The 18,024-nt window shown below is 73.7% G+C and carries 7 protein-coding genes; 6 read left to right on the forward strand and 1 reads right to left on the reverse strand.

All coding sequences use genetic code 11. The features are described from left to right. Nucleotides 1-15 precede the first annotated feature (15 nt). From C3Y15_RS05100 to C3Y15_RS05120, 5 genes are read left to right on the forward strand one after another with little or no spacing between them, the layout of a single operon-like run. On the forward strand, nt 16-1,035 hold the full coding sequence (locus tag C3Y15_RS05100) for a TauD/TfdA family dioxygenase (protein WP_124259882.1): 1,020 nt from the start codon (nt 16-18) through the stop codon (nt 1,033-1,035). After that, nucleotides 1,025-1,876, forward strand: a complete 852-nt coding sequence (locus C3Y15_RS05105; RefSeq protein ID WP_014723008.1) for an ABC transporter ATP-binding protein — start codon at nt 1,025-1,027, stop codon at nt 1,874-1,876. The genes C3Y15_RS05100 and C3Y15_RS05105 overlap by 11 nt, the downstream gene beginning before the upstream one ends. Further along, nucleotides 1,873-3,984, forward strand: a complete 2,112-nt coding sequence (fhuB, locus tag C3Y15_RS05110) for a Fe(3+)-hydroxamate ABC transporter permease FhuB (RefSeq protein WP_124259883.1) — start codon at nt 1,873-1,875, stop codon at nt 3,982-3,984. The genes C3Y15_RS05105 and fhuB overlap by 4 nt, the downstream gene beginning before the upstream one ends. Continuing rightward, on the forward strand, nt 3,981-4,790 hold the full coding sequence (gene fhuF / locus C3Y15_RS05115; RefSeq protein WP_124259884.1) for a siderophore-iron reductase FhuF: 810 nt from the start codon (nt 3,981-3,983) through the stop codon (nt 4,788-4,790). Before fhuB ends, fhuF begins: the two co-directional genes overlap by 4 nt. Further along, nucleotides 4,787-5,842 carry an iron-siderophore ABC transporter substrate-binding protein gene (locus tag C3Y15_RS05120; protein ID WP_124259899.1) on the forward strand — a complete coding sequence of 352 codons (1,056 nt, stop codon included), beginning with the start codon at nt 4,787-4,789 and terminating at the stop codon, nt 5,840-5,842. Before fhuF ends, C3Y15_RS05120 begins: the two co-directional genes overlap by 4 nt. Nucleotides 5,843-6,239: 397 nt before the next feature. Here the strand turns inward: C3Y15_RS05120 and C3Y15_RS05125 are convergent, their stop codons facing one another. Beyond that, complete coding sequence (locus C3Y15_RS05125) at nt 6,240-7,979, reverse strand: cyclic peptide export ABC transporter (RefSeq protein WP_059562714.1); 1,740 nt, start codon at nt 7,977-7,979, stop codon at nt 6,240-6,242. A 312-nt stretch (nt 7,980-8,291) separates the two neighbouring features. Between C3Y15_RS05125 and C3Y15_RS05130 the strand changes: the two genes are divergently transcribed. Further along, nucleotides 8,292-18,017, forward strand: a complete 9,726-nt coding sequence (locus C3Y15_RS05130; RefSeq protein ID WP_124259885.1) for a non-ribosomal peptide synthetase — start codon at nt 8,292-8,294, stop codon at nt 18,015-18,017. The last annotated feature ends 7 nt before the right edge of the window (nt 18,018-18,024 follow it).

Genomic DNA, 18,024 nt, shown 5'->3' on the forward strand with positions numbered 1-18,024 from the left:
TGAAGAGGACGTTGCATGACCCTGCTTTCGTTGCCGACGCTCGACGATCTGCGTATCGAGCCGGGACTGCCCACCGTCGTGTCGCCGCGCAGCGCCGACGGAATGTCGATCGACGCGCTCGCGCCGCTCGCGCATGCGATCGCGGCCGACACGCTCGAACGGGCGGGCGGTGTGCTGTTCACGGGCTTTCGCGTGCCGTCGATCGACGCGTTCCAGCGCTTCGCGGCATCGTTCGGCGATCCGCTGATCGGTTACGAATATGCGTCGACGCCGCGCAGCCAGGTCGAAGGCGCGGTGTACACGTCGACCGAATACCCGCCGCACCGCGCGATCCCGCTGCACAACGAGCAGTCGTACACGCGCGAGTGGCCGTTGCGGATCTGGTTTCACTGTGCGCTCGCGGCGCAGCAGGGCGGTGCGACGCCGATCGCTGACAGCCGCGCCGTGTATCGCGCGCTCGACCCGGCGCTGGTCGCACGTTTCGAGCAGCGCGAGCTGCTGTACGTGCGCAACTTCGGCCAGGGGCTCGACCTGCCGTGGCAGCAGTCGTTCGGCACCGACGATCCGGCCGCGGTCGAGCGCATGTGCGCGGCGCGCGGAATCGAATGCGCCTGGCGCACCGGCGACGACGGCGAACTGCTGCTGCGCACGCGCGAGCGTTGCCAGGCCGTCGCGCGCCATCCGCGCACCGGCGAGCGCGTGTGGTTCAACCAGGCGAACCTGTTTCACCTGTCCGCGCTCGACGACGACATGCAGGACGCGCTCGTCGATGCGGTCGGCCTCGGCAACGTGCCGCGCAACGTCTACTACGGCGACGGCGCGCCGCTCGAGGCCGACGCGCTCGCGCAGATCCGCGGCGTGCTCGAGCGCCAGCGCATCGTGTTCCCGTGGCGCACCGGCGACGTGCTGATGCTCGACAACATGCTGAGCGCGCATGCGCGCGACCCGTTCGAGGGGCCGCGCAAGGTGGTGGTCGCGATGGCGCAGAGCTACCGCGCCGCGCCGGCAGCCGCACGGAGGACCGATGACGCGTAGTGCCGCCGCACTCGCCGCGCGCGGACTGACGGTGGGCTATCGCGACCAGGTCGTGATCGACGGGCTCGACCTGTCGATCGCGGCCGGCCGCGTGACCGCGCTGTGCGGCCCGAACGGCTGCGGCAAGAGCACGCTGCTGCGCACGCTCGCGGGCCTGCAGCCCGCGCGTGCGGGCCACGTCGACGTGAACGGCAGGCCGCTCGCGTCGTTTCGCCGCCGCGCGCTCGCGCGCGAGCTGACGATGCTCGCGCAGTTCAACCAGATTCCGTCGGGGCTGACGGTGCGCGAGCTGGTCGCGTACGGGCGCTATGCGTACGGCGGCTTCCTGCGCGGCCTGTCGCGCGCCGATCACGCGGCGATCGACGAGGCGCTCGACACGAGCGGCCTCGCGGGCGACGCCGGGCGCGACGTCGGCGCGTTGTCGGGCGGCGAGCGGCAGCGTGCGTGGATCGCGATGGCGCTCGCGCAACAGGCGCCGATCGTGCTGCTCGACGAGCCGACGACCTATCTCGACATCCATCACCAGCTCGACATCCTCGACGCGCTGCGCGCGCTGAACCGCGCGCGCGGGCTGACGATCGTCTGGGTGCTGCACGACCTGAACCAGGCGGCCGCGTACAGCGACGACATCGTGCTGATGCGCGCCGGCCGCGTCGTCGCGCACGGCTCGCCGGATGCGATGCTGGAGCCCGAGCGGCTGCGCGCGGCATTCGGCGTCGACATGCTGAAGCTCGCGCATCCGCAAACCGGCGCGCCGATGTGCGTGCCGGCGTACGGACCTTCGGTCTCCGGCGCGACGCACGCGTTCGATCGCGCGGCCGATCCGGACCTCGCCGCATGACCACGCTGGCGATACGCAAGCGGCGCGGTGCGTGCGCGCCTGACGCGGCGTCCGGCGGCCGCGCCGCGGCGCTCGCGCTTGCGCTGCTCGCGCTGATCGGCGCGCTCGCGGTGCTGCGCGTCGCGCCCGACCTGCGCGCATGGTGGAGCGCGGCGCCCGGCAGCGACGACGCGTTGCTCGCGCACGTGTTCCTGTTCGAGCTGAACCTGCCGCGCGTCGCGGCGGCCGTCGTCGCGGGCGGCAGCCTCGGCATCGCCGGCGCGCTGTTCCAGTCGCTCACGCGCAATCCGCTCGCGTCGCCCGATCTGCTCGGCGTGACGGGCGGCGCACAGCTCGGCCTGCTCGCCGCGATGCTGGTGCCGGCGCTGGCCGGCGTCGCGTCGGTGCCGCTGCTGTTCGCGTGCGGGCTGCTCGCCGCCGCATGCGCGATCGCCGCGGCCGGCGGCTGGCGCGCGACGCCGCTGCGGCTGGTGCTCGCGGGCAGCGTCTGCATGCTGCTGTTCGCCGCGCTGTCGACGCTCGTGCTCGCATTCTTCGAGCAGAACATCGCCGGCGCCGCGCTGTGGGCGAACGGCAGCCTGTATCAGCCGGGCGCGAGCGGCCTCGCGTTGGCCGTTCGCTGGCTCGTCGCGCCGCTCGTCGCACTGCCGTTCGTGATCCGGCCGCTGAACCCGCTCGCGCTCGGCGACGACGCGGCGGCCGCGGCCGGCGTGCGCGTCGACGCGACGCGGCTCGCCGCGACGGTCGTCGCCGTCGCGTTCACGAGCGTGGCCGTCAGCATCGCCGGCCCGCTGTCGTACGTCGGGCTCGTCGCGCCGAACCTGCTGCGTCAGGTGCGCGGCGCGCGGGCGGCACGGCTCGGCGTGCTCGTGCCGCTGTCGGCGCTCGCCGGCGGCGCGCTGGTGCTCGGCACCGACAGCGCGGTGCTCGCCGCCGGGCTCGACGCGACCCTGTCAACCGGCGTCGCGATCGCGCTGGTCGGCACGCCGCTGATGCTCGCGATGATCCGGCGCGGCGCCGCGTGGTCGGGTGTGCTGCATGCGCAGCCCGAGCGCGCGGCCGGCGGCGGCGCGACGCGGCTGGTCGGCCGGCTGGAACGGCTCGAGGGGCTCGGCTGGCCGCTGCGCGGCGCGCTGTTCGCGGCTTCCGCCGCAGTCGTCGTGGCGATCGTGTTCGCCGGCGTGTCGGCCGGCCCCGAATGGGTGACGCCCGCGCGCTGGTGGGCCGCGCTCGCGGGCCACGATCCGGTCGCGCGCATGCTGATCGACCTGCGCATGCCGCGCCTGCTGTGCGCGCTGTTCGCGGGCGCGCTGCTGGCCGCGAGCGGCGTCGCGATGCAGAGCGTCGTGCGCAATCCGCTCGCCGGCCCCGAAGTGCTCGGCGTCACGCAGGGCGCGGGGCTCGTCACGCTGTTCGCGTTGTCGACGTGGCCGCTCGCCGGGCAGCTGACGCTCGCCGCGGCGGCGTTGACGGGCGGGGCGCTGTCGCTCGCGATCACGCTCGCGCTGAATCATCGGCATCGCTATGCACCGCTCGCGGTCGCGCTGACCGGCATCGCGATCGGCGCACTGTGGACCACGCTCGCGCAGTGGCTGATCACGCAGGAAAGCGTGCAGCCCGCGCGCTTCGTCGTGTGGCTGGTCGGCGGCACCTACGGCCGCAGCTGGGGCGAGGTCGCGATGCTGCTGCCGTGGTGTGCGCTCGCGGTGCCGGTGTTCGCGTGGCTCGCGCGGCCGCTCGACATGCTCGCGCTCGGCGACGATCAGGCGGCCGCGCTCGGCCTGCCGGTCGCCGCGCTGCGCCCGCTCGCGCTGACCATCGCGACGCTCGCCGCGTGCGCGGCCGTCGCGGCGGTGGGACCGGCCGGCTTCGTCGGCCTGATGGCGCCGCACGTCGCGACGATGCTCGGCGCGCGCCGGCATCGCACGCGGCTGTACGTCGCGGCCGCCTGCGGCGCCGTGCTGCTCGGCGCGGCCGATCTCGCGGCGCGCACGCTCGTCGCGCCGCGCGAAGTGCCGGCCGGCGTGCTGACCGCCCTGATCGGCGCGCCGTATCTGCTCGGGCTGCTGATCGTCGAGGGGCGCCGCGCGCGGCGCGCGGCGCGATGACGGCGGCGCCCGGCTGCACCGCCGACACCGGCGCCACGCGGTTTTCCGCGTTCGCGCCCGAAGCGCTCGGCGCGCATCTCGACGTCGTGTGGCTCGGCCGCCCGCACGAGACGCACGCACCGGGCCGGGTCGTCGTGCCGGTCGAGGCGCTGGCCGATCATCGCGACGCGCTGCTCGACGCGATGGTCCGTCACTACGGCGGCGACCCCGCGCGGCATGCGCGTGCGCTGATCTCGCAATGGAGCAAGTACTACTTCGGGCACGCGGCGCCCGCGGCCGTGGCCACCGCGCTGACGCTCGGCCGGCCGCTCGACATGGCGCCGCGCCGCACCTTCGTCGCGCTCGACGACGGGATGCCGGGCGCGCTGTACTTCGCGCCCGATGCGCTCGGCGCGCCGTGCGACGCGCCCGCGCCGCGTTACGCCGGGCTGCTCGCGCATCTGCATGCGGTGATCGAGCTGCTCGCCGAGATCGGGCGCGTCACGCCGCGCGTGCTGTGGAGCAACGCGGGCAACCTGCTCGATCATCTGTTCGGCATGTACCGGACGCTGCCGTGCGTCGCCGATCCCGTGCGCGATGCGTGCTGGCTGTTCGGCGCGTCGTGCGTGGACGGCGAACCGAATCCGCTGCGCATGCCCGTGCGCGACGCCGTGCCGCGCTCGGCGCTGCTGCCGACGCCGTTTCGCGCGCGCCGCGTGTGCTGTCTGCGCTATGAAATTCCTGGAGAGACCCGACTGTGTGCAAGCTGCCCGCTGCTCTTGACGATGGACGACGCGGCGCTGGCCGAGCAGGACCCGAGCCGCTGATGCACGCCGGCCGCCGCCGTTCGCTCGGGATGCTGGCCGCGCTCGCCGCCGCCGCGTGCGCGGCGCCGCGCGATGCGCTCGCGAGCGATGCACGCGCGGCCGGGCGTGGTGCGGGTATGGCTACGGCCACGGCCTTGCAGGGCGGCCGCTCGCTCGCCGGCAACCCGGTCGTGTCGCAGGCGAGCGCGACGATGCCGCTGCGCGCGCAGCGCGTGGTCGCGCTCGACTTCATGTTCGCGGAAAGCGCGATCGCGCTGGACATCGTGCCGGTCGGCATGGCCGATACGGCGTTCTATCCGGGCTGGCTCGGCTACGCCAGCGACCGGCTCGCCCACGTGACCGACGTCGGCTCGCGGCAGGAGCCCGGGCTCGAAGCGATCGCCGCCGTGCAGCCCGATCTGATCCTCGGCGTCGGCTTTCGGCATGCGCCGATCTTCGACGCGCTCGACCGGATCGCGCCGACGATCCTGTTCCAGTTCAGCCCGAACGTGTCGGAGCGTGGCGTGCCACGCAGTTTACCGATCACGCAACTCGACTGGATGCGCGAGATCTTCCGCACGATCGGCGCGGTCACGGGCCGCGGCGCGCGCGCGCAAGCGGTCGAAGCGCAACTCGACACAGGTATTGCCCGCAACGCGGCGCGGGTTGCCGCGGCCGGGCGCGGTGGCGAGCGCATCGCGCTGCTGCAGGATCTCGGGCTGCCGGACCGTTACTGGGCCTATACGGGCAACAGCACGTCGGCGGGCCTCGCGCGTGCGATGGGGCTTGCGCCGTGGCCGAACACGCCGACGCGCGAGGGCACGCTGTACGTGACGTCCGCCGATCTGCTGAAACAACGCGATCTCGCCGTGCTGTTCGTCACCGCGAGCGGGCCGGACGTGCCGCTTGCGGCGAAGCTCGATTCGCCGGTGTGGCGGTTCGTGCCCGCGCTGCGCGAGCACCGGATCGCGCTCGTCGAACGCAACATATGGGGCTTCGGCGGCCCGATGTCGGCGCTCAAGCTCGCCGACGTGATGACCGACACGATGCTGAAACTGCCGGCCGTGCGCTGACGCGTGCGGCGGGAATTCACGTCGGACAGCGGGGTGGCGCGGTTCAGAAGGGCATGGTGTGCGAGGGTTCGTTGTGCGTTCGTCCCGGCGCGATCACGTGAGTGGGTCGGTAAGCGGGCCGCACGTTTCGCGTTTCGGGGAGAGTGCCTTCCGTCATGCACGGCATAGCCTGCGCGATTTCCCCGTGCCACGCATGCGCCCAACAGCGAATCGAACCCAACGCCAGTACACAGCAAGCGCGACGCGCATCCGGCCACGTCTTGCCCGCGGCAGCAGCCGGCCGCCGCGATCGCGCTGCACAGGCAAGCCCATCGCCGCAATCGCTGCGCGCCTGCCACCGATCATCGAGACCGCCGCCGCGACCAACACGGCGATGCACGCCGGCGTGCCCCGACGATCACGCACTCAGCGCGTTCTCCCCGTCACGCGCCCGCGCGGGCGCCGTATCGCTGACGATCTGCCCGTTGTCGAGCTTCAGCAGCCGGTCGGCGAGATCGAAATAGCGGTCGTCGTGCGTGATGACGATCACGGCCTTGCCGCGCGCGCGCAGCTCGGGCAGCAATTGCTCGTAGAACACGGCCTTGAACGACGGGTCCTGGTCGGCCGCCCATTCGTCGAACAGGTAGAACGGCCGGTCCTCCAGATACGCGACGACGAGCGCGAGCCGCTTGCGCTGCCCGGTCGACAGCGCGCGATTCGAGAACGCGCCGTCGACGACCTTCACCTTGTGATCGAGCGCGAGCTTCGCGATCAGCGCGTTCGCGCGCGCATCGGCCTGCGCGCGCGCCGGGTCGTCCGGATCGACGATGCCGAGCAGCGCGTCGAACAGATGGAAGTCGTTGAACACCGCGCTGAAGCGCTGCCGGTACGCGGCGCGCTCGCGCCAGCCGATCGGCCGGCCGTCGACCTCGATCGTGCCTTCCTCGGGTTCGTAGAGGCCGGTCAGCACCTTCGCGAGCGTGGTCTTGCCGCTGCCGTTGCCGCCGACGATGAACACCAGCTCGCCGGGCCGGATCGTCAGGTCGATCGGGCCGATCCGGAACATCCGCTCGTCGCGTTCGTGGAAATACGCGTGCGTGACGCCGCGCAGCGTGACGGCGCCGGCCGGCGGCACGTCGGGCGCGTCGCTGGCGGGCGGCACCGTGCGCAGCGCGCCGAATTCGGCCATCACGGCTTCGATGCGCGCGAGCGACACGCGCGCGGCATTGACGGTCGGCAGGTTGTTCAACAGCCCGTCGAGCGGCACCAGCATGAACAGGAACACGACGACGTAGCCGGCGGCCGTGGACGCGTCGGCGTGCACGCCGAGTTGCGGCCAGAACGCGGCGGCGCCGAGGAACACGTAGAACAGGAAGATGATCCAGCCGACGCCGACCGCATACGCGCTGAACGCGCGACGGCGATGGTCGCGCACCTCGCCGATCGCCGTGCCGAGCTGGCCGTCGACGAACTGGCGCGCGCGCGCGTCGTGCAGCTTCAGCTCCTTCGCGCCGGAGAACAGCGAGCCGAGATGGCCGAACAGCCGGTCCTGCGCGCGGCCGGCCGCCTCGAGCGACGCGATCGCGCGGCGATCGCCGGTGTGATAGCCGAGCGAGCCGGCGACGATCGCGGCGAGCGCGAGCACGCACACGGGCCACGACAGCCACGCCAGATAGCCGAGGCAGCCGAACACGATCGAGCCGTGCATCACCAGGTTCGGCAACGCGAAGAACAGCATCGACACGTTGGTCGCGTCGTCGGTGAGTACCGACTGCACGGGCGCCGCGCCGATCCGCTCGATGTCGCGCAGCTCGGCCGCGCCGACGCGCCGCGCGAGATGCACGCGCAGCCGCGCCATCGTGTCCTGCGACAGCCGGGCGAACAGCGTGCCCGACACGATCCGCGTGACGAGCGCGATCACCGCGCACAGCGCGAAGCGCCACGCGAGCGCCGCATCGGCCGCGCCCGGCTGCGCGAGCGCGCGGTTCAACGCCGCGACGAGCAGCACGCTCGCGACGCCGTTGAGCACGCAGGCGGCGAGCGCGAGCGCGAGCGAGGCGCGGCTTTCGCGCAGCAGCGCGAGGATCAGGCGCGCGGCGGGGCGGCCGGGGGAGGCGTCGAGGGACGGCGGAGAAGAGGGCTCGTGGGCGGCTGTCATCGGCAACGTCGGTTAATGAAGGGCAGGCGAGAAGAACTGGTGAAACGCGCGCAACCGGCAGAGCCGGCGCGAACGGCAGCGCTGCGGCAGCCGCGCGGTCGCGGCGTCTCTCCCTGATAGACGAACGGGCGCCGCAAATATTTAGCAGCGCAGGCATTTAGCAGCGCGTGCGAACTCGCCATGCGCGGCCTGCGCGCGGCCGTCATGCGCAAAACGGTAAAAAATCGGCCGCGCCGTTCGTCACACCAGTGAAGCCGCCCGAAGCGGCCCCGAGACTTGGCCGAAGCGGCCGGACCGAAGGACTTCACGCACATGACGAGTTTCCCGACTGCGCTGCACCACCGAATCCGCGACCTGGCGCGCCTCGCGCCCGACGCACCCGCGCTCGCCGCGCCTTTCCAGAACGAGCTGCGCCTGTCGCGGCGCGCGCTCGACGCTCAGGTGTCGCTGCTTGCGCGCCGGCTGCGCGCGGCCGGGGTCGGCGCGGAGGTGCGCGTCGGCGTCTGCGTCGAGCGCTCGTGCGAGCTGTTCGTCGCGCTGCTGGCCGTGCTGAAGGCGGGCGGCGTGTTCGTGCCGCTCGATCCGCGCCATCCGGCCGCGCGGCTGGACTGGATCGTGCGCGATGCGCAACTGCGTCACGGCGTCGTCGATGCGGCCGGGCGCGCGGCGCTCGGCGCGCCGTTCGAACACACGTTCGACGTCGCATCGGCGGCAGGCTCAGCCGCCGACGCATCCGCGTTCGACGAGGAAGATGCGCCCGTGCATCCGCGCGCGGCCGCCTACATGATCTACACGTCGGGCTCGACCGGCACGCCGAAGGCGGTCGTCGTCGAGCACGGGCCGCTCGCCGCGCATTGCGACGCGCTGGCCGGCGCGCTGCCGATCGAAGCCGACGACCGGCTGCTGCATTTCGCGTCGGTGAATTTCGATGCGGCGCACGAATGCTGGCTCGCGCCGCTCGCGGTCGGCGCCAGCGTGACGATCGCACCGGCGCAGCCGTTCGCGCCGGACGCCGCGCATGCGCTGATGGTGCGCGAATCGGTCAGCGTGGCCGCGTTTCCGCCCGCGTACCTGCGCGAGTTCGCGAGCGTCGCCGCGCGCGACGGCGTGCCGCCGGCGTTGCGCGTGCTCGCGTTCGGCGGCGAAGCGCTGCCGCAGCAGGCGTTCGACACCGTGCGCCGCACGTTCCCGTCCGTGCGCCTCGTCAACGGCTACGGCCCGACCGAGGCCGTGATCTCGCCGATGCTGTGGCCGGTCGAGCCCGGTGAAACGCCCGCGCTGGACGCCGACGATGCCTACGCGGCGCTGCCGATCGGACGTGCGATCGGCCCGCGCATCGCGCGCATCGACGACGTGGATGGCGACGCCGATGCCTACGCTCATGGCGAGCCCGGCCGCGCCGGCGAGCTGCTGCTCGGCGGCGCATGCATCGCGCGCGGCTATCACGGCCGCGCGGCGCTGACGGCCGAGCGCTTCGTACCCGACGCGCACGGCGCGCCGGGCGCGCGCGTCTATCGCACCGGCGACCTCGCGCGCCGGCGCGCCGACGGCGCGTTCGACTATCTCGGCCGCGTCGACGATCAGGTGCAGGTGCGCGGCGTGCGCGTGGAGCCGGCGGAGATCGCCGCGTGTCTGCGCACGCACGCGGCAGTCGCCGATGCAGCCGTGATCGCCGAAGCCGTCAACGGGTCGACGCGGCTGATCGCATGCGTCGCGTTGCGCGCTGCCGCGGACGATGCGGACGATGCCGCATTGAAAGCGCACGTCGGCGCCCAGCTGCCGGCCGCGTGGCAGCCGCATCGGTTCGTGCGCTGCGACGCGCTGCCGTACACGCTGAACGGCAAGCTCGATCGCGCCGCGCTGCGCGAACGGATCGCCGCCGCGCAGCGCGCGGACCAGCCCGCCGGCGAGCCGGCGCGCACGGCCACCGAGGCGCATCTCGCCGCGTGCTGGCAGACGCTGCTCGGCCTCGATGCGCCGCCGTCGCGCGACGCGCGCTTTTTCGCGCTCGGCGCGGATTCGCTCGCCGCGATGCAGCTGCAGGCCGCGATCCGCACGCAATGGCGCGTGAACCTGCGGCTCGACGCGCTGTTCGCCGATCCGCTGCTGGCCGAGCTTGCCGCACAGGTCGATCGCGCGGAACGCGAAACCGGCGCGCCGCTCGCCGCGATTCCCGTGCGCGGCGCGCGCGCCGATGCCGATGCAGATTCATCGGCTGCGCCGTACGTCGATCGCGCGGCGTCGCTCGCGCAGCAGCGCTTCTGGGTGCTCGCACAGACGCGCGACGCGGGCGCCGCCTATCACATCGCCGCACACTGGACCATCGACGGCGCGCTCGACCGTGAGGCGCTGCAACGCGCGCTCGATCATGTGATCGGCCGGCACGACGCATGGCGCACCACGCTCGTCGACGACGGCGACGGCATCGTGAGGCAGCGCATCCATGCCGCGCTGCCGGTGCCGATCGCGACGGTCGACCTGCGCGAGCTGCCGCCCGCCGCCCGCGATGCGCAGGCCGCGCGCGTGGCCGAACGCGATGCGGGCGCGCCGTTCGATCTGTCGCGCGGGCCGCTGCTGCGCGCGACGCTGGTCGTGCTCGACGACGCGCGTCACCGCCTGTTGCTGACCGCGCATCACGCGATCACCGACGGCTGGAGCTCGCGCTGCGCGTTCGACGAGCTGGCGGCCGCGTATTGCGCGTACGCGCAGCGCCGCGAGCCGTCGTTGCCGGCGCTGCCGATCCAGTATGCGGACTACGCGGACTGGCAGCGCGACATGCTGGCCGGCGGCGAAGGCGAACGCCAGCTCGCGTACTGGCGCGCGGCGCTGCGCGACGTGCCCGGCCCGCTCGCGTTGCCGACCGACCGCCAGCCGCCCGCGACGCGCACGCAGCACGGCGCGCGCGTGTCCGTGCGCCTGCCTGACGCGGTCGTGGCCGACCTGCGCCGGCTCGCGCGCGACGCGCAGGCCACCGTGTTCACCGTGCTGCTGGCCGCGCTCGACGCGTGGCTCGCGCGCCTGACGGGCGAGACCGACGTGGTCGTCGCGGTGCCGGTCGCGCATCGGCAGCGCGAGGAAACGCGCCGTTTGCTCGGCCTGTTCCTGAACACCGTCGCGCTGCGCGTGCGGGTCGCGCCGACGCAGCCGTTCCGCGCGCTCGTCGAGGCGACGCGCGCGGCCGCGCTCGACGCGGTCGCGCACCAGGACGTGCCGTTCGAGCGCGTCGTCGATGCGGTGAAGCCGCCGGTGCGGCGCGGCGACGAATGGCTGCGCGTGAAGTTCGCCCAGCAGTTCGACGCGCGGCACGACAGCGTATTGCCGGGCGCGACCGCCGTCGCGACGCCGGGGCCGGATCTCGCCGCGCGCTTCGACTTCGCGCTCGACTTCACCGACGACGCGAGCGGCATCGCGCTCGTCGCCGCCTATGCGACCGACTGCATCGACGCCGACACCGCGCGCGCGTGGCTCGACAGCTATGCCGCGCTCGTCGCGTGCGCCGCGCACGACCCGCAGACCGTCACGGCGGAGCTGCCGTGCGATGCGTCGCCCGCGTCGCGCCAGCCGCGCGACGGCCGCGCGCTGCGCGTCGAGCATGCCGACGTGGTCGCCGCGTTCGCGCGGCAGGCGGCCGCATATCCGCATCGCGTCGCGCTCGCCGATGCATCGGCGTCGCTGACGTTCGCCGAACTCGACGACGCGTCGAACCGCATCGCCCATGCGCTCGCGCTGCGCGGCGTGCGCGCCGAAGCGCCGGTGATCGTCTGCATCGAACGCTCGGCTCGCTTCGTCGCAGCGCTGCTCGGCGCGTTGAAGGCCGGCGCGCTGGCCGTGCTGCTCGATCCGGCGCAGCCTGCCGCGCGCATCGTCGCCGCGGCCGCCGACTGCGGCGCGCGCTGGGCGCTCGTCGCCGATGCCGCTACTGCCGCCGCATGGCCGCACGACACGGCCGCGCAGCCGCTCGACGTCGATGCGCTCGCCCAGGATGCGCAGCTCGCGCACGCGGGCGGCGTGCGTGTCGCGCCGCACCCGGAACAGGGCGCTTATCTGATCTATACGTCGGGCTCGACCGGCACGCCGAAGGGCGTCGTCGTCACGCACGGCGCGCTCGCCGACTACGTGCAGGGCATGCTCGACGAGTTCGCGTTCGCACCGGACGCGTCGTTCGCGATGGTCTCGACCGTCGCCGCCGACCTCGGCCACACGACGCTGTTCGGCGCGCTGTGCGCGGGCCGCACGCTGCATCTGCTGCCGGCCGCCTGCGCGTTCGATCCGGATCTGTTCGCGCAGGAAATGCGCGGCCGCGACGTCGGCGTGCTGAAGATCGTGCCGAGCCATCTGCAGGCGCTGCTCGACGCGCGCGTGCCGGCCGACGTGCTGCCGCGCCACGCGCTCGTGACCGGCGGCGAAATGCTCACGTGGGCGCTGGTCGCGCGCGTGTCCGCGCTCGCGCCGGCATGCCGCGTGATCAATCATTACGGGCCGACCGAGGCGACCGTCGGCGCGATCGCATGCGACACCGTGTCGATCGCCGCCGACGCGCGCGACGTGGCGAGCGGCGTGCCGCTCGGCGCCCCGCTGCCGAATGCGCGCGCGCTGGTGCTCGATGCGTTCGGCGCATGCGTGCCGCCCGGCGCGACCGGCGAGCTGTATCTGGGCGGCCCCGGCGTTGCGCGCGGCTATCTGAACCGGCCGGCGCAGACGGCCGAGCGCTTCGTGCCCGATCCGTTCACGCCCGGTGCGCGCCTGTATCGCACCGGCGACCGCGTGCGTCTGCGCGCGGACGGTCGGCTCGCGTTCGTCGGCCGGATCGACGATCAGGTGAAGATTCGCGGCTATCGCGTCGAACCGGGCGAGGTGAGCGCCGCGCTGCGCGCGGCCGGCCCGATCGCGCAGGCGGAAACGCTGGCGATCGAGCACGACGGCCGCATGCGGCTCGCGAGCTTCGTCGTGCTGCGCGACGGCGCCGCGTTCGACGAGGCCGCGGTGCGCGCGACGCTCGGCGCGACGCTGCCCGATTACATGGTGCCCGCGCAGATCGTCGCGCTCGCGCGTCTGCCCGTCACCGCGAACGGCAAGATCGATCGCGTGGCGCTGCGCGCGCTCGCCGCGGCGCCGGTGGCCGCGGCCGGCGGCGACGCGCCGCAGGGGCCGGTCGAAACGGCGCTCGCGCAGGTGTGGCAAGCGGTGCTGAAGGCGCCGCAGGTCGCGCGCGACGACAACTTCTTCGAACTCGGCGGCGACTCGATCCTCGTGCTGCAGGTCATCGCCCGCGCGCGCAAGCTCGGCGTGCGCTTCACGCCGAAGCAGCTGTTCGACGCGCCGACCATCGCCGGGCTCGCGCGCGTCGCCAAGACCGAGGCGGTCGGCGTCACGCCGGCTGCAACGCCGGTGCCGGTCCAGGCCGCCGCGTCCGCGTCGGCCCCCGGGCTGCTGACGCCCGCGCAGCAACGCTTCTTCGCGCTCGACGTGCCGCATCCGGGCCACTGGAACCAGTCGGTCGCGTTCGACGTGCGCGGCCCGTTCGACGCCGATGCGTTCGCGCGCGCGTTCGCCGCGGTGCTGGCCCATCACGATGCGTTCCGCCAGCGCTTCACGCGCGGCGCCGACGGCAGCTGGCGCGCGCACGACGCCGCGCAGCCGTACGACGCGTTGCCGCTCGCCGAGGTCGCCGCGCGCGACGAAGCCGATGCGCTCGCGCGCTTCGACGCATTGCAGCGTCGGCTCGACCTCGGCCGCGGTCCGCTCGCCTGCGCATGCGCGGCGCGGCTGCCGGACGGCGCGACGCGGCTGTATCTGGCGATTCATCACGCGATCGTCGACGGCGTGTCGTGGCGCATCCTGATCGACGATCTGGACGCCGCCTATCGCGCCGCCTGCGAACGCATGCCGGCGCGACTGTCGCCGCCGGGGCTGCGCGCCGATGCATGGGCCGCGCGGCTCGCGCGTGCCGCGCTCGGGCCGGACGCGCCGTTCGCCGCCGAAGTCGCGTACTGGGCCGGCATGGCGCACGGGGACGCGTTCGTGCCCGATCGTCCCGATGCGCCGGCGACCAACGCCGATGCGGCCGTCGTCGTGCAGACGATCGACGCCGCGCTGACGCGCGCCGCGCTCACCGATGCGCACGCGGCCTATCGCACGCAGACGATCGAGCTGCTGGCGGCGGCGCTCGCCCGCGCGCTGACCGGCGCGGGCCGCGCCGCGGCGTGCCGCATCGAGCTCGAAGGGCACGGCCGCGAGGCGCTGTTCGACGACGCCGACGCGAGCCGCACGATCGGCTGGCTGACGAGCCACTATCCGGTCACGCTGCCGGTCGAGGCCGACGCGTGCGCGACGCTGTGCGCGGTCAAGGACACGCTGCGCGCGGTGCCGCACAAGGGGCTCGGCTTCGGCGTGCTCGCGCACTACGGCGACGCGGCGACGCGCGCGGCGCTGGCGGCGGTGCCGCGCCCGCGCGTCACGTTCAACTATCTCGGCCAGTTCGACGCGCCGCGCGACGCGCTGCTGGTGCCGCGCTTCGGCGGCGCCGGCATCGAGCGCGACCCGCACGGGCCGCTCGGCAATACGCTGGCGATTCACGCGTACCTCGACACCGACCGCGACGGCGCGCGCACGCTGAAGCTGCACTGGGTGTACGGCGCGCCGCAGTTCGAGCGCGCGACCGTCGATGCGCTCTCCGAACGCTTTGCGCGCGCGCTGCGCGAACTCGTCGACGCGTGCGCGTCGCGGGTCGCGCGGCGCGGCGGCGGTGCGACGCCGGGCGACTTCCCGCTCGCGCAGGCGGCCGGCCTCACGCAGGCCGCGATCGAGCGCGCCGCGCTCGACTGGCGCACGATCGACGACGTGTATCCGCTGTCGCCGATGCAGCAGGGCATGCTGTTCCATGCGCTGTACGCGCCCGGTCATGCGAGCTACGTGAACCAGCTCGTCGCGCGCGCGACCGCGCTCGACGCCGAGCGCTTCGCGGCCGCGTTCGATGCGGCGCTCGCGCGCCACGACATCCTGCGCACCAGCGTGATACCCGACGAGGCCGCGCCGCTGCAATGCGTGCATCGCGATGCGCGGATGCCGATCGAACAGCTCGACTGGCGCGCGCGCGGCGCGACGCTCGACGCGGATTTCGACGCATGGCTGGCCGCCGACCGCGCGCGCGGCTTCGACTGGCGCGAGCCGCCGCTGATGCGCGTCACGCTGATCCGCGTGACGGACGACGCGTGGCGCGTGGTGTGGACGCGTCATCACGTGCTGCTCGACGGCTGGAGCACCGCGCGCCTGCTTGCCGAGGTACTGCGCGACTACCGCGATCCCGACGCGGTGTCGCCGTTCGAGGGCCGCCCGGCGCTGCGCTATCGCGACTTCATCGCGTGGCTCGGCACCCGCGAGCGCGGCGCGGACGAGCGCTTCTGGACCGGGCGGCTCGCGCGCCTCGATGCACCGACGCTGATCGCCGCGCGCACGGCCGACCGCGCGGCGGCACGGATGACGACGCGGCGCGCGACGATCGCCGCCGACGCGACGGCGCGCGTCACGCAAGCGGCGCGTGCGCTGCAGCTGACTGTCAACACGCTGGTGCAGGGCGCGTGGGCGCTCGCGCTGCAGCGCATGACGCATCAGCCGGCCGTCGCGTTCGGCGCGACCGTCGCCGGCCGCCCCGATGCGCTGCCGGACGTCGACGCCGTGCTCGGCCTGTTCATCAACACGCTGCCGGTGATCACCGCGCCCGCGCCGCAGCAGCGCGCGGCGGACTGGCTGCGCGCATTGCAGCGCGACAACGCGGCAGCGGCCGAGCATGCGCATACGCCGCTCGCGGACATCCAGCGCTGGGCGCGCGGCGCCGGCGGCGCACTGTTCGACACCCTCGTCGTGTTCGAGAACTATCCGGTCGACGCTGCGGGCGACGACGCCGATCCGCGCGCGCTGCGCTTGAGCGACGTGCGCAGCATCGAAGCGACCGATTTCGCGTTGACGCTCGTGATCGAAAGCGGCGCCGAGCTGACGATCGACTACGGCTATGACGCCGCACGCCTCGACGCCGCCGACGTCGACGCCTGGCACCGCGCGTTCGCGTGCGCGCTCGACGCGCTGGCCCGCACGCCGGATGCGCTGCTCGGCACGCTGTCGATCGCCGACGACGCGGCATCCACCGCGCTCGCGCGCGCGCAGCAGACCGCGCGCAGCTGGCCCGACGCACAGCGGCAGCCGCTGCATCTGCAGTTCTCGGCGGCCGCGCGCGCGACGCCCGATGCGATCGCGCTCGAATACGCGCATCCGGTCGACGGCGTGCAGCGCATGAGCTACCGCGAGCTGGACCTGCGCACGTCGCGCGTGGCCGCCGCGCTGCGCCGGCGCGGCGTTCGGCGCGACACGGCGGTCGCGCTGTGCGTCGAGCGCTCGTTCGACATGGTCATGGCGCTGGTCGGTGTGCTGAAGGCCGGCGCCGCCTACCTGCCGGTCGACCCCGACTATCCGGCCGAGCGCATCGCATACCTGCTGCGCGACGCGCGGCCCGCGGTCGTCATCACGCAGCCGCAGCTGCGCGCCCAGGTCGAAGCGGCGCTCGGCAACGGTGCGGCGGCCCAACTGCTCACGGTCGCCGAGCTGCTCGCCGACGGAATGGACGATGCGCACGATGCCGACGCGCCCGCCGTCGTCGACGACGCGCAGCTCGCCTACCTGATCTACACATCCGGCTCGACCGGCAAGCCGAAGGGCGCCGGCAACACGCACGGCGCGCTGGCGAACCGCATCGTGTGGATGCAGGACGCGTACCGGCTCACGCGCGACGACGTCGTGCTGCACAAGACGCCGTTCGGTTTCGACGTCTCGGTGTGGGAGTTCGTGTGGCCGCTCGCGACCGGCGCGACGCTCGCGATCGCGGCGCCGGGCGAGCACCGCGATCCGGCGCGGCTCGCGGCCGCGATCCACGCACACGGCGTGACGGTGCTGCATTTCGTGCCGTCGATGCTGGCCGCGTTCGCCGCGTATCTCGACGATTTCGGCGCCGCCGCGCAATGCGACAGCGTGCGCCTGATCGTCGCGAGCGGCGAGGCGCTTGCGCCGGAGCTGGTCGCGAAGGTCGCGCGGCTGCTGCCGGACGCGACGCTCGTCAACCTGTACGGGCCGACGGAAGCCGCGATCGACGTGTCGCACTGGACCTGCCGCGCCGACGACGCGCGCGCGCCCGCGGTGCCGATCGGCCATCCGATCGCGAACCTGCAGCTGCACGTGCTCGATGCGGCGTGGCAGCCGCTGCCGGCCGGCGCGACCGGCGAGCTGTATCTGGCCGGCGCGGGCCTCGCGCGCGGCTATCTCGGCCGCCCGGGCCTGACCGCGGAGCGCTTCGTCCCCGATCCGTTCGTGCTGGGCGCGCGCATGTACCGCACCGGCGACCTCGCGCGCCGCCGCCCGGACGGCGCGCTCGATTATCTCGGGCGCGTCGATACGCAGGTGAAGCTGCGCGGCCAGCGCATCGAGCCCGGCGAAATCGAGGTGCTGCTGCGCGCGGCGCCCGGCGTGCACGACGCGGTCGTGATCGTGCGCGACGAGCAGTTGATCGGCTACGTCGCGCGCGGCGACGCGGGGCCGCTCGACCGTGCCGCGCTGCTCGACGCGCTGCGCGCGCAATTGCCGGCGTACATGGTGCCGTCGCAGCTGATCGAGCTCGACGCGCTGCCCGTCACGCCGAACGGCAAGTGCGACCGCCATGCGTTGCCGGCGCCGCAGCGCGAGGCGGCGGTGGCCGTCGCGCTCGCGACCGATACCGAGCGCGCGCTCGCGGCGATCTGGCAGCGCGTGCTGCGCGTCGACGCGATCGGCCGCGACGACGATTTCTTCCAGCTCGGCGGCCATTCGCTGCTCGCGACGCAGGCGCATGCGCAGGCCAACTTGCACTGGGGCCTCGCGCTGCCGCTGCGCACGCTGTTCGACGCACGCACGCTGGCGCGCTGCGCGGCGGCGATCGACGCGGCCTGCGCGGCCCATCGCGACACCGATGCCGCGAGCGCGATCGACGCGCTGCTCGGCGAACTGGAAACCCGCTAAGGACGAC

The organism is Burkholderia sp. B10 (genome assembly GCF_004368385.1).
Taxonomy (GTDB): domain Bacteria; phylum Pseudomonadota; class Gammaproteobacteria; order Burkholderiales; family Burkholderiaceae; genus Burkholderia; species Burkholderia vietnamiensis.